Below are 18832 nucleotides of genomic sequence, written 5' to 3' on the forward strand. Positions count from 1 at the left end.
TAGGTATAACTATACGAAGGTATAGGTATCCTTTCGTATAACTAGACGCTCTTCGTGCCGCCTGAACATAATCTCGCTACTCATTTATCCTGCGTGTGTAGCAGGAGATATCTTTGTCCGCAGCTATCGCTGCCGTTGCGGATCCTCATTAGGAGTTTCAATGGTTACTCTCGGTAAAGCAGACGTCATTTTGACTAACGGCCGGTTTCATACGGTCGATCGCGCGAATCCCATCGCAGATGCCGTTGCCATTCGTGACGGTAAATTTCTTGAAGTTGGTAGCCTGGCCGACGTTATGCAGCATCACTGCGAAGGCACCAAAGTCATTGACCTCAAGGGCCATACCGCCGTGCCCGGCCTCAACGATTCTCACCTTCACCTGATCCGCGGCGGCCTGAACTACAACCTGGAGCTGCGCTGGGAGGGCGTGCCGTCGGTATTTGACGCGCTGCGCATGCTGAAGGAGCAGGCGCTGCGCACGCCGTCACCGCAGTGGGTGCGCGTGGTGGGCGGCTGGACCGAGTTTCAGTTCGCCGAGCGCCGCATGCCGACGCTGGATGAGATCAACGAAGCCGCGCCGGACACGCCGGTGTTCGTGCTGCACCTTTACGACCGCGCCCTGCTCAACCGCGCCGCCCTGAAAGTGGTCGGCTACACCCGGGACACGCCAAATCCGCCGGGCGGCGAAATTCAGCGCGACGGCAACGGCAACCCCACCGGCATGCTGATCGCCCGTCCGAACGCCATGATCCTCTATTCAACCCTGGCAAAGGGCCCGAAACTGCCGCTGGAGCAGCAGGTCAACTCGACGCGCCAGTTTATGCGCGAGCTGAACCGCCTCGGCCTGACCAGCGCCATCGACGCCGGCGGCGGCTTCCAGAACTACCCCGAAGACTATGAGGTGATCGCCGAGCTGCACGGGAAAAAGCAGATGACGCTGCGCATCGCCTATAACCTGTTTACCCAGCGCCCGGGGCACGAGCTGGAGGACTTCGAAAAGTGGACCGACATGCTGACGCCGGGCCAGGGCAGCGACTACTTCCGCCACAACGGGGCGGGCGAAATGCTGGTGTTCTCGGCCGCAGACTTTGAGGACTTCCTCGAGCCGCGCCCGGATCTGGCGCCGGGCATGGAGGACGAGCTGGAGCGCGTGGTGCGTCATCTGGTCGAGCACCGCTGGCCGTTCCGCCTGCACGCCACCTACGACGAGTCGATCAGCCGCATGCTGGACGTGTTTGAAAAGGTCAACCGCGACATCCCGTTCAACGGCCTGCACTGGTTCTTTGACCACGCCGAGACCGTGACGCAGCGCAACATCGACCGCATTAAAGAGCTGGGCGGCGGCATCGCGGTGCAGCACCGCATGGCGTTCCAGGGGAATACTTTGCCGAACGCTACGGCATTGAGGCCACCCGCCACACGCCGCCGGTGGCGCGCATGCTGGAAACCGGCGTGCCGGTTGGCCTGGGAACGGACGCCACGCGCGTCGCCAGCTACAACCCGTGGACCGCGCTGTACTGGCTGGTCTCCGGACGCACGGTGGGCGGTATGCAGATGTATGACGTCAACGCCCGCCTCGACCGCGAAACCGCGCTGATGCTGTGGACGCAGGGCAGCGCCTGGTTCTCCAGCGAGCAGGGAAAAAGGGCCAGATCAAGGCCGGCCAGCTGGCGGATATGGCGGTGCTGAGCAAAGACTTTTTCAGCGTGCCGGAAGAGGAGATCAAGGGCATCGAGTCGGTGCTGACGGTGGTGGACGGCAACGTGGTGTATGCCGCCGGCTCGTTCAGTGCAGAAGCGCCGCCTGCGATCCCGGTGCTGCCCGACTGGTCGCCGGTGGTGACGGTGCCGGGGCACTACCGCAGCGCGCCGCCCACCGCGGCCACGCGCGTGGGCATGATGCAACAGCCGCACCAGTGCAGCGGTCCGTGCGGGGTGCACAGCCACTCGCACGACATCGCGCGCGGCTCTGACGTGCCCGTCGCCGGAGACAACGCCTTCTGGGGCGCGCTCGGCTGCAGCTGCTTTGCATTTTAATCGCTAAGGTTTTATCAACAGCCTCGCATTGATGCGGGGCTTTTTATTGCCTTGAGTCAATGAACATCGTCATTGAGGGAAGAGTAAGTAAACGCTGCCATCATTTTTATTTGCTCATTGTTCTGCATCCAATTTAGATCGGAGAAGGCTTTATTCTGTCATTCCCTTTAATAATTAACGTCAAATTATTTTCAGTGGCAAAAACAGTGAGTAATAACATCACTATCGAAACAGACACCCAACTCAGTCGTTTTAAAGCATGTTCGATAACAATGAATAGTTGTTAATGGGCCTGATTGATACTGTGCATACCATCAATAATGGCCGCGGTTAATAACGCCACTAACATTGCAACACCAGATATTAAAAACGCGACAACCTTCATACGTATTGGAATCAATGCAGTGAACTTACAAGTCCGGGCATAGGACATCACTCTCTTGCCCGGACCATAATATATTTAAAGCCCGGGATTTTATTGGGAAACGCCTCGCACTGAATGAATTTTAAGTCTATAAAACCTAATACTGACTTGTGCCAGCCAATATCGGGGGATATAAAAGGGAGGAATTTTAAATAAGGAGCGTTTGTAATGAAGAATTTAATAGCGTTAACAATTGCTGTAGCGTGCGTGAGTTTTTCAGCGGTTTCTCAGGCAGCGGAGCATTGCCCTGAATTAAAAAACATTGAAGAGATTGGCAGTGGCGTCTACCGTGCTGATGGGCAAAAAGGAGAATGGTCCGGCGTTTTGCAGGGAATTGTCGCGAAAAAAGCCCCCGCCCACTCTTTTCAGATGGCTCTTGCTATTCAGGAAAATGAATCATCCCCAATTAAATTATAGTACTGCACCTATAATGTTGGCTCTGATAAAACGCTTGAAATGCGTTTTATTACCAAAAATGAACAAGCGTTTTCTATCCAGCCTGACGGAGACGCCTGGAAAAAGGAAAGCGGGCCTTTTGGGTTAATTTATAATGTCTGTGAGAAAACCTCACCGGAAAAATGTAAGTTTACTGTTTATTTATAAATATTAATTGCCAATATAAATCTAGAAAGAAACATGATGCGGCCCTGCTGATTTTAGGCTGATATTTTACTCTATTTTTCCGGCACATTCCGCACCTGGGATGTGCTTTTTTCCAGCGAATGCTTCCCATTAAAAGCGCTACACACCCTTAATTTATTAATCGAAGAATTAAAAATGACAGGCATGATATAATCATTTAAGGTTTCAAATTAATACTCGATTGTTAATAGTAACAAACAGCATTTTCTTTCATTTAAATTAATCCATTCATTTATGTAAAATTGCAGACATACGCTCACTAGAGACTGAGTCTTTATTTAAAAGGTAGCAGTTATAAATATAACCCATCAATGTATTGTTCTTATTTTCATACTACTGCTTTCTGCGTTAGCAGATATTATTCCTGCAATCACTGTTGCGCTGACGTGTCTGAAGCCATCCAACATCATTTGGAATTCAGTTACTGTTAGCTTTAAACCAGTGCTACTGGTGCATCTCATTTTATCGGCCCACACCAGAATCTACATCATGAGCCTTAAAACTACCCCGTGTCGGCCTCTCGCCTGCTGGCTTGTTATTGTTGTCTTTGATCGAACCCGGATCTCAATCAAGTGCAGCTCTAACTTTACATAATTAGCATTATGTAAAGTTAGGATCCTTGTTAGATCCCCGGTATGATGAGCACTTCCCGCGCGATCTAATAAAAGGCGGATAAATAATGTTCTTACACTCTTCTGGATTTGAATCTGTAGAGTAAACATCAGACACAAAATGACAGCGCTACGTGAATTCTGGCGGGTTATCCCCCTGCAGTTTCTTCAGAATTCACGTAGCGCGATCATCTTATAAATTGTTTATATAACGAGCAAATATGCGTGAAACTGTTCAAAAAACGGACCTCATTGTCTCCTTTCAGGCTGATGAAGATATTTCTGCGCGACTCAGAGAATTTGTCCAAGACAAGGATGCCTTTTCATCCAATACATGGTCTCAATTGATGAGTGTGATGGCGGTCTGCTGGCGCTGGGCAAAAGAACATCAACGCAGCTTTTTGCCGATGCTTTCTAGCGATCTTCGTGACTACCTTTCTTGGCTACAAGCCTCAGGGCGAGCTTCGACCACCATTTCAACACACGCATCCTTGATCTCGATGTTACACCGTAACGCCGGAATCACGCCGCCTAACGTTTCTCCACTGATTTACCGCGTAATGAAAAAATAAACCGCACAGCAGTGGTGTCTGGAGAGCGAACGGGCCAAGCCGTACCGCTCCGGCTTTCTGATTTAAACAAAATTGATCACTGCTGGGCTGGCTCCTCCCGTCTACAGGAATTGCGTAACCTTGCCTTTCTTCACGTGGCCTACAGCACGCTGCTCCGCATCAGTGAACTGGCACGCATCAAAGTGGGCGATATTTCTCGCGCCGAAGATGGCCGAATCATTTTGGACGTCTCACATACCAAGACCATCGTCCAGACGGGTGGACTGACTAAGGCGCTTAGCACCTTTTCCACACGCCGGCTGGATGAATGGATTGACGCTGCCGGGCTCAGCAATGATCCAGATGTATTCCTTTTTGTAGGGTGCATCGCTCAAATAAAGCGCTTCCGTCGCCCGACCAGTTATTGAGCCGACCGGCTATTGAAGAGATTTTTAGAAAAGCCTGGCAGGTTGCGGGAAATGAAAAGCCCCTTAGATCGAACAAAAACCGCTATCGAAACTGGAGTGGGCACAGCGCGCGCGTAGGCGCAGCCCAAGATATGACCCGTAAAGGTTATCCGGTTGCTCAAATTATGCAGGAAGGAACGTGGAAAAAGCCCGAAACCCTGATGCGTTATATTCGTAATGTGGATGCGCACAGTGGCGCTATGGTGGATCTGATGGAGCAATCCGAACGTCCACGTGATGAGACAGATTAATCGGCTATCAGATAAGCTGCCCCTTATTGATCGGTAAGCACTCAACACTGCAGAAAACTTATCCACAGAAAATGTGAACAGCCTGTGCATGAATGGGTATGGTTTTAGCCCGTGGCGGGTGTTTTCCTTTTTTCACTCTTCCCGTTCATCCGATAATTTACGTGATATCAATAAGCTATATGGCTCTGAATATTTTCCCCTTCATTCCTCTTGCGGCTATTTCTCGCCATAGGCCGATCAAGCATCAATCGTGACCGATGCTGTATGGCATTTCGACAAAATACAGAGGCCTGTCAGCTCGATTAGCTAACATTGCTTTACTTTCAATCGATTAGCCACCGCAGACTTTATAATTCAGGTTTATCAATGTTACCCTTACCCCTTACAGTGAATTCTTGCTGTTGTTCCATTTGAGTATTTGAGGAAGTATCTATGAGTGAAAGTCTGAGCAGCCTGAAAAATATCCGTACGCTACGGGCACATGCGCGCAATATGTCTGTTGATGTACTGGAAGAGATGCTGCAAAAGTTGGATATGGTTGTGGCCGAGCGCCGCGATGAACTGAAAGCCTCAGAAGCTGAAGAGCGCGAGAAGGCAGAGAAGTTGGCGATGTACCGTGAGCTGCTTCAGGAAGATGGCATTAGCGTGGAAGAACTGTTGAGCGGAATGCAATCAACCAGCGTGGGAAAAACGAAACGCGCCCCCCGACCGGCTAAATACAAATACACCGACGAGAACGGTGAAGTAAAACACTGGACCGGCCAAGGCCGTACTCCTTCTCCAATCAAAACCGCGATTGAAAACGGCCAGTTGCTTGATGATTTCCTGCTGTAATTTGCAGTAACTGAAAACGGATTAACGAATAAGCTATTCCGTTAATCCGTAAGTGGCAGGTTATTGCTGAACACTAAAAATCTTCAGGTTCACTTCTCTTAGCGATGTGCCGATGCTTTTTTTAGTTTTTTGACCGCAGGTGTTGCACTGCTTTTACTGCTTGAATAGATGAAGAACAGTGCAATACCCAGGCAGATCACTGCACCCAGGCGTGTAGCAGAAAAATGAATCGCTTCATTCCCTAACCAGCCAAAATTATCGATAAGCATGCTCATCGCCAGTTGACCAAAGATAACGGCGACCGTAGCAACCGCTGAACCGATACGTTGCACGGCCAGCACCATAATCACGATATAAGGTACGCCACATAAGGCGCCAAGCAGTTGCCATTTAGGCATATCCATCAAGGTGAGCGTCTGCTTGGGTTCAAAAAGAAAATCAGCAGTGCAGTTACTAATGCACCCAGCGCGAAGGTTAGAAATGCACTCCGAAACACACCCACTTGACTTCCCAACTGCCCATTAATCGCGGCCTGAATACTCAGTACGGCGCCACCAACAACAGCCAGAACGATCATTAAAATAGTCATCAGTTAATCTCAGCCTTTAGCCACAAGAACAAGGGCAGCAATAATGAAAATCAGCGCAATAATACGTTTGCTGTCGATTTTGCGATGGGCAGTACCGAACAAACCGTAATGGTCAATTACCAGACTTTTGAAAACCTGTCCGGCAAGAATGCCGATCATCGTCATAGCGATACCAATAGTGGGAACCGCAACGGTCAGGATAACCACGTAAATGGGTCCCAATATGCCGCCCAACAAAGTCCACGAAGGTTGTGCAAAAAAGGACGGGCTATTACGTGGGCTGAAAAACAGCATCAGTAAAAACGTCAGCGCGGCACCGACGCCGAAAATACTGAACGTCGCCCATAAGTCCCCGACTTCGCTTCCCAGTGGTCCTAATAAACCGGCTTCTACGGACAATCCCATCCCGCCAGCAACAACAAGTAATATAAATAAAAGCTGCATCAAACAGTCTCCAGTGGTTTAGGCGCCGGATCATAGTGCAGCTTCCAATAATGAAAAACGGTATAATTCGGGAAACACCTTTGCAGGAATCGAGATAATGTATGATCCCAGCGCCATCAATTTTCGGACACTGTTATTTTTTATTGGTGTTTTTGAAGCGCAAAGCTTCTCAGTTGTCGCCAGGCGCGAGGGTGTTTCAGCATCCATGATTTCACGCGTTATTCTTCAACTAGAGGACAGGCTGGGTCAGCAACTTTTTTATCGAAACACACGGGCGGTTATTCCTACAGAAGCCGGGAAGTTATTTGTAGAGTACGCCCGCACTATCACTGAGCAACTCAGCGAAGCCCAAAGAGAACTGCTGGACCGCTCGCTTGAGCCAGCCGGATTGATCAAGATAAATGCGCCGGTGTTTTTCGGCCAGCGCCACATTGCTCCCTGGCTGACGGCGCTTTCCGTTCGCTATCCGCGTTTGCTCATCGAGCTGACGCAAACCGATGACTATATCGATCCTCACAGAGATGCATCCGATCTCATTTTCAGGATTGGCACCCTGACCGACTCATCTTTTCATGCGCGGATATTTGGCACTCAGCATTATCATTTGGTTGCCTCTCCCGGCTATATCAAAAATCATGGCAAGCCGGAAAAGCCGGTTGAATTGGCTCAGCATAAATGTCTGGTCTACAGAGGTTCATCCGGCCCGAACCGGTGGCTGTTCCGTGAACCCGATTACAGCTGGATTCATTATCCGGTTTCGGCGTTACTCATCTCTAATAATGCTGAATCTTTACTGACTGCGGCGCTAGGGGGAATGGGAATGGTGCTGTTTCCAGACTGGCTGATTGGCGACAGCATTAAAAAGGGGAGTTAGTCAGAGTAATGACGAATTTCGAGGCAGCAATTAAAACGGAGCCACAACATATTGCTGCTATTTACCCTAACGCTCGCCACCCTCCGCTCAACGTCCGAGCAGTGATCGATTACTTTGTCGAGGTTTACGGTTCGCCACTTTACTGGCAATTCGATTAAAGCCTGGCTGAAGATATTGCAATCTTTGCTGGGCTGTCGCGATCGCATCAGCAACCCACTTTTATAAAGTGAGCAGATACAAAAAAGGCCGCCCATTGGGCGACCTCTTCCGGCACTTCCTTATGCGACCATACGTTATTTGTACAGTTCTGCGGTCATATGCACGCGATTATTGGTGTTAGCTTCGGTAATTTTATACTGCGCACCCTGCTGCTCTGCCTGGGCGGCGATTTTAGCTTCTGCACCGTCCAGCGTTGATGAGGTAACAGACACGCTCTGAGCGAAGCTACCAAATGAGATCAGCGAAAGAGCGGTTACAGCGGCAAGTGACAGTGTTTTGATGGTTTTCATGGTCATATTCCTTCATTTATGGTGAGGAGGTTGTTTGCCTCCGATGGGAATAATAATAACCTTAGTTACCATTAGCAGATTAACAATACGTGCTGGTATTGTGATCATGCTAACTATTACGGCGATAGGAAGCGCCAATATAGATAAGAGCACCGATTCTTGAGGCTCAGTGAAACGTATATCTCATCTATATTTCATCCTGTAAATTTATGGAATGCGCGCAATGACTTTAATTTCAAAATCAAAGCCAGCGAGCCAGTTTACTCCCACGGCGGTCCAGTTGGGATAAGGCGCCTGAGGGAAAACTTCCGCTTTGATTTCCATAACCGCTGGAAACTGCTTTTCAGGATCGGTATGAAAAGTGGTTACATCAACCAGATCATCTAAGCCGCATCCTGCGGCAGCCAGGGTTTCCTTCAAGTGAGCAAAGGCGAGTCTTACCTGCGCAGCAAAGTCCGGTTCCGGTGATCCATCATTGCGGCTGCCTACCTGCCCGGACACAAAGAGCAAGTCGCCAGAGCGTATCGCGGCAGAGTAGCCATATTGTTCATACAAATGATGGCGATTGGCTGGGAAAACAGGTTCGCGTTCGATCATGATTCACCTTTATAGTAATTGGTTAGGTTGAACTCGTATTATTGGTTTAAGATACATCTCGTATATCAAATTAGTTGCATACGGTGCGTATGTCAAATATGTGCGCACTGTTTAGTACTTTGAGGGAAACATGGCAACAAAACGTCGAGCAGAAACAATGGAAGAAAATCGCAAAAAGCTGATCGCCGCTGCACGTAAAGCCTTTGCTGAAAAAGGATTTGCCGCCGCTTCGATGGATGAATTGACCGCAAGCGTGGGCCTGACCCGTGGCGCGCTTTATCATAATTTTAATGATAAACGCGGCCTGCTGGCTGCGGTGGTGGCTCAGGTTGACAGTGAAATAGCGCATCGTGCGAAAGAAATTGCGAAAGAAGCAGAAGAAGGTTGGAACCAATTGCTGGCTGAAGGTGTGGCTTATATCCAGATGGCACTTGATCCCGAAGTACAACGCATTGTACTGCTGGATGGCCCTGCATTCTTAGGTGACCCATCGCATTGGCCAAGCCAGAATGCCTGCCTTGAGGCAACGCGAACCACGGTTGCAGAGATGATAAATAAGGGCGTACTCAAAACTGTAGATGCGGATGCAGCTGCACGTTTGCTCAGCGGCACAGCTCTGAATGCGGCGTTGTGGGTGGCAGCGAGTGATAGCCCGCAAGAGAGGCTGCCAAAAGCTATCGAAGCCTTTACGCTTATGGCAGGGGGCTACGCGCTTAACCGAGATGACATGCCTTTGTCAGTTTCATTACGCGGCAGCTACAAACGTAAAAAAGGCTGCCTGATGGGGCAGCCTTTTCGGTAGGTCATTGCAAAATTATTTAATCAGCTCGGCAGAAATGTAGGCACCATTATCAACGCGGGCCCCAGTAATTTTATATGACGCGCCGGCCTTATGAGCCTGAGCCGCAATTTTGGCTTCAGCACTGTCCAGGGTGGAAGCAGAAGCGGTAACGCTCTGCGCAAAGCTGCCGAAAGAAACCAGTGTCAGGGCCGCAACTGCAACAAATGTTTTGATGGATTTCATGGTCATTTCCTTGGGTAATTAAAGTCAGTGTGAGACGCTTTGTCTCGATGTGAAAAGGATATGCCCTTCACGCCCCAAGGAACAGCGGATATACTTGCTGAAATGAATCAAATAATTTGAATATCAAACAAGATACGTAATCTTATACTTACTTTTCATTGCTGCTGGAGCTGCAAGCGAATCCGGCAGCAATCCCTTCAACTAAACGCCCATCATTATCCAATGATCCAACACGTTTTAAAGGTTCGAGCTTCATTAAGCCTTTCAAAGAACAGTGAAATATCCCAATACAATGGCCTTAAGTTAACTCACATGCCACGCTGATTTCAATGTTACACCGTAACTTCTGACTGAAGCTTCCTAACTCTTCACCACTGGTTTTCCAGACGATAAAGAAGATAAACCGCATGGCCGTCACGCGGGCGGGCGCGCCGGGAAGACCTTTCACTTCCGGCTGTCCGATCTGCTGGCTTTGGATGCGCAGTGGTCAAACTCCGTAAGGCTTCAGGAACCTGCTGCAACGCGGCGAAAGAGCGCTGCGGGCATCTCACGGCAGTGCCGTCTGGCCAACTCCGGCTGATGTAATGTTTAGCGTTGGTGCTGCAAATGAACAATAAGAGTTTCCTCCTTTAATTCTAAAATTCGAAATGTCTGTCACTAAACAACTGCTAGTTACTAAACAACTGCTAAACGCTTTTCACAAACAGGCTGCCGAAATTATTTCTATTTTTAATACCGTGCTGCGAGGCAGCGAGCAGAAGCGGAGACGGATACCTGTTAAAAGTTCTGCTCTCACCATATTGATAAGGGAGTTATGAGTGAAAAACGCAATCGCTTACCTTCGTTTCTCATCTCTCCAGCAGGTCCACGGGGACTCCTTCAGGCGTCAGCAGAAGATGATTGCCGAATGGCTTTCGGCACATCCTGACTATTTCCTTAATCCCGTAACTTACGAAGACCTGGGTCTCAGTGCATTTCGAGGAGTTCATGCAGCCCGCGGCGAATTCTCAGTATTCATGGAAGCCGTGGAACTCGGGCATATCCTGAGCGGTTCTGTACTACTGGTGGAAAGTCTGGACAGACTCTCAAGAGAGAAAATCGGAGATGCTACGGAGCGGCTCAGGGCTATTCTAAAAGCTGGCATTGACGTGGTAACGCTGAGTGATGGAGCGCATTATACCTCTGATTCTCTCAATGACCCTTTTTGGTAATTAAAGCCGTTCTTATTGCACAGCGCGCCAATGAGGAGAGCGAAATCAAATCCAGACGGATGCAGTCGGCTTGGGCAGCTAAGCGTAAGCTGGCTGTTGATGCCGGCGCGGTGATGACTACCCGCTGCCCCGCCTGGCTCACGGTCAGATCGGACAGAAGCGGTTTTGACGTCAATAATGAGCTTGCGGATACCATCCGCTACATTTATATGCTTAGGCTGAAAGAGTACTCCTATGGAAAAATAAGGTTAATCCTTAATCAGGAAAACAGAAAAAATCTCAAAGGTGTAAAGGGAGCGTGGAGTTCCAGCTCAGTTGACCAGCTTCTGAATAAGAAATCAGTTACCGGCATCCTTGTGCCCTCCCGTTACAACACCTGCAAAGGAATTGAAGAGTTGCCCGGCTATTATCCGGCCATAATTGGAGCTGATGTCTTCAGAGACGTTCAGCTGATGAGAACCGAATCAGAAAGCAAACTCCGCTCGAAGGATAATCCCCTTTACATCAACTTGTTCAGGTCAGTGATGATCTGTAAATGCTGCGGTCACCATATTGTACTGTCATCACTGGTTGAGAACAAATACGGCTACTATGTCTGTACTATGCGCAGAGAAAAGCGCTGCACGGCCAGTGCAATTAACCGGGAACCCGTTGACAAATTTCTGACTCAGGGTTTGTTGCACAGCCTTGAATATTTAATAGGGGAATCCCCTAGGAAAGTCTCCATCGAAGATCTCCTCAACCGGCACGTTGAGCTCTCCATGAGAATGAATAATATACTTGAAGCGGTTGAAGTGGCGCCGGACGTAAAGGAACTGACCGTGCGGGCAAGAGATATGGCAAAGCAGCTTCGGGAAGCAGAAACAGACATCGACCGCTTTCGGAGCCGGCCCGCAATCAAGACTAAAGCACTTCGGGAGTTTAATCTGGCCCTCTGGGCCGAGCGCAAAGAATGTCAGGCTGTTGTGAAGCATCTGGTGAAGCAAATCGTTCTTGATACCGGGCATAAATGTTGCGACATCTGGCTCATGAACGGTATCAGAATTCTAAACTATCCGCTTGATCGCAGGACAGACGCGGGATCTCTTGTCAGCGCAATGAAGTATATGCAGGACAACATGCTTATTCTTTAAGGGCTGACAAACCCGATTAAGACCGGGTACCCGGTGCCAGCATCCGGTACAAAAATATGGCCGAAAGATTACTTTATCTGACAATCACTCAGGTAAGGCGTTAACCTGTAGCTTCGTTATTAGCTTCCTGTGACACTGATATTACCGGCAGTAATACGATTTTTCAAACCCCTATCTGCGGTCCTGAAACGACATTGTTTGTCAGTTTACCCGCAGTAGTCAGTCAGCACACCGTCTTTCCTTCTGGCTTCTGTATAAGTCCAGCGCTGTACTTGTGATTATCCTGCAGTGTAAATCTTTATTCAGGCGAGTTACCAGAGAAGAATGACGAGGTTGCTTTCAGCTTTGCGAAAGAATCGCTTCACGTTACGCGTGAGCTGTCTGTAAAAAAACGGGTCAGGTTGACGCGCTCAACTTCATTGAATGACGAAACGGTAAGACTACTGTGGAAGTGACCTGTATGGAGGTGCCACCCCAAACGACATGTAACTCAGACGCCTCATGGCGCCGTTAGCCCGCCCTGCCAGACGCCGTCGGCCTTTCAACAGCTTATATGCCAGACTATCGCAGACTAACAGAAGACAATGCGGCTGACACTGACAGCGACACCGAAGTTAGTAGTTGCGCCATTCATTATCAGCAACTGCAGTACCGTCTCTGCGGGCCGGGCGGCGGGGGCTGTTCAGTGGGGGCAATCGGACTTCAGGTACGGCGCGGGTCTGGGTTGAGAGGAGCGATGGGTTTCAGAGACGTGTCAGGGAGGGGCTTTGAGGGTAAGGTGGAGTGTTGGATGTTAGCTAGAGAATTACTGGATGATGTAACTACATACAATAAGACAGCACTGCTGTGTTAAACGCTGACGTACAGTGGTATTTGTTGGGAAAGTTGCACTCGCTTTTTTTTGCCGGGCATTATTTCTGCCCGGTAAAGCCGCCTTTTATTTATAACAAGGCGAGAATAAAGAGTATGGCAGATGTAAAGTTTAATTATGATGAACAGGCAATCATGGCTTCTGCCCGAAAGAAAGGTTCAGTGTCCGTCCCGTAACCACAATGGTCTGATAAATGGGGTCCGCTTGGAAAACGGAAATTATCCTACGCTAAGCGCGTTATTTGTTCTTGATTCAATCGACGGTTCGCACCTGCAAAACGTTACGCAGTCATGCAGTATATAGCCTCGGCACCGAGACTATATACTGCATGCCCTAAGGACGACTAATCAGTGACATTTAAGTTATGACAATCACACGCATGACAAATAAGTGATGACATTAGGGGCTTTCAGGGGATTTACCCTGTGACATTTGGGTATACTCAAATGTCGCAGGCAGGCTTCAGCAAAAGCGGAAAAGCGACCAAGGCCTTTAAAGGCTAATTCCTCAAATGACCCGCTAATAATTTGCCTTTATGGTTTGATTACTTACTGGCGTATAAGCATGCGTACCTGCTTGCCGCGATAGTTAACATAATCTTGAAACTGGAAACCAAAACGCTCAGCCAGATAATTTGAACGTTTATTTTCTTCGTCAATGATACAACACACTGGGGAGGAAAATGTCTGGTCGGCCCATAGTAAAACTGCGGCCAGTGCTTCAGACGCATAACCTTTGCCACGAACCTCAGGAATCAACGTCCATCCAGCTTCAGGGTATTTTAACTCAGGTGTGATATCACGATGAGCATCCTGGAAACCAAACGAACCAGCATAACGACCTGTTGTTTTCTCAGACACTGCCCAATAGCCATACCCTAACGCGTGCCAGTGCCCGATATAACGTAATAAGCGGGTCCAAACCATTTCTGCTGTTGGATTCTCACCGCCATTAATTTTAGCCATTTCAGGAGTGCTCCAGCACGCCATAAGCGTTGGAAACTCGTCGAGCGTAAATTGCTTTAAAATCAGTCGTTCTGTTTCAAGTCGAGGTGCTTGCTGAGCAGTCATCACTTCTCCTGGTTTTAGCATACTTGATGCGGCTGTTTTACCACCATGAACGGTTCTTCTTTCACGGGCAATCAAACTGTACCAATGTCCGCTTCTGGCACAAAGCGGACATTGAGTGAATGTCATCATTCGATTGTCACTGACTTAAAGGTCAACCTAAATATCAGGGGTGCTTTCAACAAGATGATATAGCCGGAATTTTATATGCATTACAGCGCTACTTTCTTATTGTCATCAGTTTAGTAGCAGTTATGCGGCATAACCTAAAAGTCACTTTCAGCAAAACCAGTAATGGTCTAAAAGGCATAACATTAATGTCAGCGACAGTCGGGCATACCCTAATGTCACATACGGGTGCATAAAAAGAATGTTCTAACTTTCAGAATCCAAGGAAATTAAAATTTGCGGGGAAAATTCCTAATTTGAAGATATTCGCTACACGCCTGATTTTACTGAAGACCACTGCGGGAAAGCCTGAACGTTTTGCCCTGGTGTTGGCCGTCCGGCTTCCCCGCAACCGCTATACATAGTATCGGCAGCAGATGATAAAGCTATACCTGAAGCATCCTTTCTTTTGCTTTGTAAACAAAGTTGCTTATGCTAACTGGCGTCGGCGGCTGTGAGCGGACAATTGGCCTGGCATTGTGAAATGTTAAGCAAACGACAGAAGAACCGCTCAGTAAATTTTTCCGGTTATCCAAAAAATTGCAGCTTCTAAATTACTGAAAGACTTTGCGTATTATTAAACTAAATATTCGATTTATATTATGCTGAGCGATCAAGGTTATTAATGGATTTATCTTATTTTTACCGGAAACCAAACCAGTTAAATAATTCTTATCTTTCAGGCGGATGGGAGCATTAATATATATAATACTTCTGGGAGATCTGACGTAAAGTAAGATTTAAGCTTGTTATTCCATTAGTTAGCGGTAATCATTCCCTCAGGCATAGCAAACGGAATTGAAGAAAATGAAGACTGGCTTTAAAGCTGGCAATTATTAGCTGAATACCCTAGCATTTTAGGGAATGCCTGAAATTTTACTAAAATAAAAAGTGCGTAAAAAATAATCGTCTTTTCTGACGCACTGGAAAATGTAAAGTTGCAGTTATAGCATTTGACAATCATTTTCTACAAAAGTGTGCTTCTGGTTTTTTAAATTCCTAAGGAACTATCGACTCACTTTAAAGGATTCGTAAGCCAGCAAGAAATTACAGCTCCTGAAATATTGTGTCTTTTACGATCACAGGGCGTGGCACTACTAATTTTAGTGGGTTGGTTAATTGCCTGACTATGTGTAGTATGGAATGCGTCAAAAAATAAGATTTTATTGCTGCACCAGGGAAATCAACGCACTACCAAATTAATCTTTTTATATTCAAGGTTACACACAGAACTTAAAGGAAATAACGGTGATAAAGTCGTATTATTACTATGCCTGTATTGATCCTTTTTTAGGGATAACCGTGCATTGCAAGGGTTGTAAAAAGCTGCGGCAAGAAGGACAAATATTCCTGGGCTCGTTTTATGAATATCATCAGGCTGTGGCCGCGGCTAAACGCCGTTACAGTGATATCAGCCAATGCCTTGACTGCTTAAAAGGGAAGCACAGCATCCCTGGACCGGTAGTTATGGTTGAAGCTGTTAAACCGAAAGCCAGACAGGAAGCCATTACCGTTAAGCCGCGTATCTGTGCTGCACCACCTTTAACGGTTAAACCTGAGAGCGAGCCTGTCAGGATGCGTCAAAAACCTGAGGCGCGTCTCTCCCCTGTGCCTGTTCCTGAGTTGAGGGCTAAAAGTAACGTTCACCGCGTACCCAGAAAGCACTCGCCGGGCAACTACTGACAACTTAACTCCTCTCAGGCTCTGCTCTCATATTAAAATTGCTCTTGCCGTTCTGCCAGGTGCAGATTCGCTGGCGTTTGAAGATAAGCGCTTTCTTCGGCCTGACGCTAACACCAGGCTCTGCCGGCGTGATGAACCACGCCATGAGTGAACTGGTTCTGACCTGTTCCCGTGCGCTACGTACAGGCGAGGTGATAAGGATTGCCGATCATGAGGGTGTGGTCAGCGGGTGGGTATGCTGGCAACCAAAATCCTGCCCGAGAGAACTATGAGGTGACGGTTCCCAATGCCGTGGTGGTCAGTGGCCGAGTGGTAACGCACATGAAGAAACGGCCGTCAGCTTAACGGTAACATTGTGGCATTAGTCCCTTTCCCCGTTGTAACGCAAGCTGTTCGAACAGCAAATCAAAGAAAAACAGGACAGCATCCTGTTTAGCTTCTGACGGCAGGGGTGGTCAGCCGGCGAGCACAACCATTTCAAATATGTATTGTGGTGAAGTCCCGTTACCGGACACCTGCCGTGCTGCTCCAGACGACGCCTTTAAGCCCAGGAAGAACCTTCGCAGAAGTACAGAAAGTTTTGTATGTTCAGAAAACAACGCTGCAAACGGGACTTCTGGCCTGAGCCCGGATGACGGAGGAGCAGCAAAGCCAGCAAAACAGCTGCTGGCTTCGGGTTCTGTACGTTTCACGATAATCGGTTACACGGAGCCAAAACAAATACGGAAAAGGACTTTAAATACCGTCATAAAGTCGCACCTACAGATGCAGCCCGCCAGTCCCGAAAGCTTCACTGAATATCTTCTCCTTCGGCACGCCCAGACTGATCAAAGAGCGATATTGTTCCTGCATAAACGGAACCGGTCCGCATAAATAGTAATCAGCCTCTGCGGGAAGATATGCCGCCGGAAGAGCGTTTAAATCGAGCCTTCCCTTCACCTGATAATCTTTACCGGGGACCTCATCTTCTTTTACATTTTCATAGGCAATAAAAACGTGAAGATTATCATTCTGGCTGGCTAAGTTTTTCAGCTCCTTACGCAATGCATGCACTTCAGAACTGCGCGCCGCATGAATAAAGTATATTTCTTTTTTCAGCGCCCGGTATTCTCTGGTTCCGGCATTTATGCCGTCACGTAATGCCGGTTTAAAGTTTGGATCGGCATGCTCTGCAAGCAAATGATTAACCATAGAAATCATCGGCGTCAGCCCGACGCCTGCGCTGATGAGTACGTTGTTCGTATCCGGGTTCAGCAGATAAAAATTTCCTGCCGGGGCGCTGAGTTCAACAACGCTGCCCTTATCAACGGTATTATGCAACGTGGACGAGACATAGCCCGGATCCTGCCCTTCCGTGCGGGCATCCTCTCGTTTAACAGATATCCGCAGGTAATTATCCGCCGGGCTGCTGGATAAACTGTACTGGCGCGGTTGCTTAATGCCCAGCGCCGGAACCAGCACCCGTAAGGTTATATACTGCCCGGGTTTATAAGCCGGAAGCGGCTGTGCGTCCTGTGGAACCAGATAAAAAGAAGTGATTTCTTCACTTTCTTTTACTTTTTTGTCCACGATAAAGTTTCGCCATCCTGTCCAGCTGCCCGGAGACTGTTTACGCTCATCGTAAAGCTGATTTTCTGTTGAAATAAAAATGTCAGCGAGCTGTTTATATGCCGCACCCCAGGCTGTTATCAGTTCATCATCCATAGGGATGCTGAGTACTTCACTTATTGAATGCAGTAAATTTTCGCCAACAATATCATAGTCCGGCGACTGGATATTCAGGCTGACGTGTTTATTGCAAATGAGCTCAATAACCGGTAACAGCACTGCCGGATTGTCTATATTTTCGGCGTAGGCCAGCACGGCTCCCGCCAGAGCTTTTGCCTGCGCACCGCTGCGCTGATGGCCCATATTGAAGGTTTCTTTCAGCCCGGGATTATTTTTTAACATACGCTTATAAAAATAGTCCGTTAAAGCCTCACCGTTTTCTTTCAGCACCGGTACCGTTGCCTTAACCAGGTCTTTCTGTTTTTCATTTAACATGCCTGCCTCACATTTTTATCAGCCGCTTATAAAGACTCAAAGAAAACCAGACCCCCTCCCGGGTCAGTTTTCAATACCAATCTAAATATAGACCCTGTAAATACCCCCGGGTCTTTAGCGGCTTTACAGACCGGCTTACCGGCAGAAAACCAGCCCCTGAGGCTGGTCTGAGTCATTGCGGACCGGATACCGAAAACCAGGCGAAGCCGTTGATAAAAAGTTAACGGCAGATAAGGCTCGCATTAACCTGCTCTGGACTGCCTTTTCACACAGGTCAGCCTCCGCCATAACAGGAGCCAGTAATCTGTCGGAGCAAAACAGGTTGTGTTTGCATCTTTCAAACTGAAACGGTGAAAGAATATCCGGGTGGGTCAGTGAGAGATTACCGGACCCGCGCTCAGACGTGTAAGCGGAGGCACCCTACGGAGCGGAGTCAGCTTTTAATAAGAAGCGGTGCAGAGAATAAGCCTGCGCGACATCACGGGTTAAGCCACAGGGATAACAGCCGAAATCAGGCTGGGCCGCTTTCCCTGTACGGGACTGACAGGATTTTCATCGTTACTTTCTGTCGCAATGCATTAAAGCGCAACGTGGCATTCACGCTGGTTAAGGCATTTTTAGCATGAGCAGAAAGAAAGATAAATAACCCTTCAGATTAAATGATAAATCCGCTCTCTTTAGTTCAGTGAGTTTGAAAAACGAGTCAGTTACAGTCTGGATAAGTGCGCTTTGCTATTACCAATACCATATAACTTACTGATAAAAAGTCTTAATCCGGACAATAACAAAAGAGAATAAAATCA

The 18832-nt window shown here is 48.1% G+C and carries 11 protein-coding genes and 6 pseudogenes; 10 read left to right on the top strand and 7 right to left on the bottom strand.

The features are described 5' to 3' along the window. Positions 1-160 precede the first annotated feature (160 nt). The 4 genes and pseudogenes from KQP84_RS00980 to KQP84_RS01000 all read left to right on the top strand — a co-directional run bounded on the left by KQP84_RS00980 (position 161) and on the right by KQP84_RS01000 (position 5816). Positions 161-2036: pseudogene (locus KQP84_RS00980) on the top strand (amidohydrolase). A 592-nt stretch (positions 2037-2628) separates the two neighbouring features. Then, positions 2629-3063: pseudogene (locus KQP84_RS24900) on the top strand (DUF3757 domain-containing protein). 871 nt (positions 3064-3934) lie between these two features. Continuing rightward, a pseudogene (locus KQP84_RS00995) lies at positions 3935-4982 on the top strand (tyrosine-type recombinase/integrase). Between the two features lie 432 nt (positions 4983-5414). Beyond that, positions 5415-5816, top strand: a complete 402-nt coding sequence (locus KQP84_RS01000) for an H-NS family histone-like protein (RefSeq protein ID WP_215844846.1) — start codon at positions 5415-5417, stop codon at positions 5814-5816. A gap of 98 nt (positions 5817-5914) precedes the next feature. Here KQP84_RS01000 and KQP84_RS01005 read toward each other — a convergent pair. Together KQP84_RS01005 and KQP84_RS01010 are read right to left on the bottom strand one after the other, a co-directional pair. Continuing rightward, positions 5915-6405 (bottom strand): annotated as a pseudogene (locus tag KQP84_RS01005) (DMT family transporter). 9 nt (positions 6406-6414) lie between these two features. After that, a complete protein-coding gene (locus tag KQP84_RS01010; RefSeq protein ID WP_215844847.1) occupies positions 6415-6849 on the bottom strand; it encodes a DMT family transporter in 435 nt (144 codons plus the stop codon). A 97-nt stretch (positions 6850-6946) separates the two neighbouring features. Between KQP84_RS01010 and KQP84_RS01015 the strand changes: the two are divergent. Then, a pseudogene (locus tag KQP84_RS01015) lies at positions 6947-7881 on the top strand (LysR family transcriptional regulator). A gap of 135 nt (positions 7882-8016) precedes the next feature. Here KQP84_RS01015 and KQP84_RS01020 read toward each other — a convergent pair. Together KQP84_RS01020 and KQP84_RS01025 are read right to left on the bottom strand one after the other, a co-directional pair. Beyond that, positions 8017-8232, bottom strand: coding sequence for a YdgH/BhsA/McbA-like domain containing protein (locus KQP84_RS01020; protein WP_215844848.1), 216 nt, complete (start codon positions 8230-8232; stop codon positions 8017-8019). Between the two features lie 207 nt (positions 8233-8439). Continuing rightward, a complete protein-coding gene (locus KQP84_RS01025; RefSeq protein ID WP_215844849.1) occupies positions 8440-8829 on the bottom strand; it encodes a RidA family protein in 390 nt (129 codons plus the stop codon). A gap of 130 nt (positions 8830-8959) precedes the next feature. On the opposite strand from KQP84_RS01025, the gene KQP84_RS01030 reads away from it, so the two are divergent. Beyond that, the gene (locus tag KQP84_RS01030; RefSeq protein WP_215844850.1) at positions 8960-9631 is read left to right on the top strand and encodes a TetR/AcrR family transcriptional regulator; all 672 of its coding nucleotides are present in this window, start codon (positions 8960-8962) and stop codon (positions 9629-9631) included. Between the two features lie 12 nt (positions 9632-9643). Here KQP84_RS01030 and KQP84_RS01035 read toward each other — a convergent pair whose 3' ends face one another. Beyond that, a complete protein-coding gene (locus KQP84_RS01035; protein WP_215844851.1) occupies positions 9644-9853 on the bottom strand; it encodes a YdgH/BhsA/McbA family protein in 210 nt (69 codons plus the stop codon). 818 nt (positions 9854-10671) lie between these two features. Between KQP84_RS01035 and KQP84_RS01040 the strand changes: the two genes are divergently transcribed. Together KQP84_RS01040 and KQP84_RS01045 are read left to right on the top strand one after the other, a co-directional pair. Beyond that, complete coding sequence (locus KQP84_RS01040) at positions 10672-11064, top strand: recombinase family protein (protein WP_215844852.1); 393 nt, start codon at positions 10672-10674, stop codon at positions 11062-11064. Continuing rightward, on the top strand, positions 11058-12197 hold the full coding sequence (locus KQP84_RS01045) for a recombinase family protein (RefSeq protein WP_215844853.1): 1140 nt from the start codon (positions 11058-11060) through the stop codon (positions 12195-12197). The genes KQP84_RS01040 and KQP84_RS01045 overlap by 7 nt, the downstream gene beginning before the upstream one ends. A 1419-nt stretch (positions 12198-13616) precedes the next feature. On the opposite strand, the gene KQP84_RS01050 is transcribed toward KQP84_RS01045, so the two are convergent. After that, a complete protein-coding gene (locus KQP84_RS01050) occupies positions 13617-14138 on the bottom strand; it encodes a GNAT family N-acetyltransferase (protein WP_215844979.1) in 522 nt (173 codons plus the stop codon). A 1413-nt stretch (positions 14139-15551) separates the two neighbouring features. On the opposite strand from KQP84_RS01050, the gene KQP84_RS01055 reads away from it, so the two are divergent. Both KQP84_RS01055 and KQP84_RS24905 read left to right on the top strand, forming a co-directional pair. Further along, positions 15552-15986 carry a hypothetical protein gene (locus tag KQP84_RS01055; RefSeq protein ID WP_215844854.1) on the top strand — a complete coding sequence of 145 codons (435 nt, stop codon included), beginning with the start codon at positions 15552-15554 and terminating at the stop codon, positions 15984-15986. Positions 15987-16032: 46 nt separating this feature from the next. Beyond that, positions 16033-16322, top strand: a pseudogene (locus KQP84_RS24905) (mechanosensitive ion channel domain-containing protein); the annotation flags it as partial. Positions 16323-16745: 423 nt separating this feature from the next. Here KQP84_RS24905 and KQP84_RS01060 read toward each other — a convergent pair. Continuing rightward, the gene (locus tag KQP84_RS01060; protein ID WP_215844855.1) at positions 16746-18029 is read right to left on the bottom strand and encodes a globin domain-containing protein; all 1284 of its coding nucleotides are present in this window, start codon (positions 18027-18029) and stop codon (positions 16746-16748) included. Between the last annotated feature and the right edge of the window lie 803 nt (positions 18030-18832).

The sequence above is a fragment of the Candidatus Pantoea bituminis genome (assembly GCF_018842675.1).
Taxonomy (GTDB): Bacteria; Pseudomonadota; Gammaproteobacteria; order Enterobacterales; family Enterobacteriaceae; genus Pantoea; species Pantoea phytostimulans.

What these genes read in the sequence shown, in the direction of transcription:
- KQP84_RS01000 (WP_215844846.1), top strand. Translation starts at nt 5,415, where the DNA reads ATGAGTGAAAGTCTGAGCAGCCTGAAAAATATCCGTACGCTACGGGCA.
- KQP84_RS01010 (WP_215844847.1), bottom strand. Translation starts at nt 6,849, where the DNA reads ATGCAGCTTTTATTTATATTACTTGTTGTTGCTGGCGGGATGGGATTG.
- KQP84_RS01020 (WP_215844848.1), bottom strand. Translation starts at nt 8,232, where the DNA reads ATGAAAACCATCAAAACACTGTCACTTGCCGCTGTAACCGCTCTTTCG.
- KQP84_RS01025 (WP_215844849.1), bottom strand. Translation starts at nt 8,829, where the DNA reads ATGATCGAACGCGAACCTGTTTTCCCAGCCAATCGCCATCATTTGTAT.
- KQP84_RS01030 (WP_215844850.1), top strand. Translation starts at nt 8,960, where the DNA reads ATGGCAACAAAACGTCGAGCAGAAACAATGGAAGAAAATCGCAAAAAG.
- KQP84_RS01035 (WP_215844851.1), bottom strand. Translation starts at nt 9,853, where the DNA reads ATGAAATCCATCAAAACATTTGTTGCAGTTGCGGCCCTGACACTGGTT.
- KQP84_RS01050 (WP_215844979.1), bottom strand. Translation starts at nt 14,138, where the DNA reads ATGACTGCTCAGCAAGCACCTCGACTTGAAACAGAACGACTGATTTTA.
- KQP84_RS01060 (WP_215844855.1), bottom strand. Translation starts at nt 18,029, where the DNA reads ATGTTAAATGAAAAACAGAAAGACCTGGTTAAGGCAACGGTACCGGTG.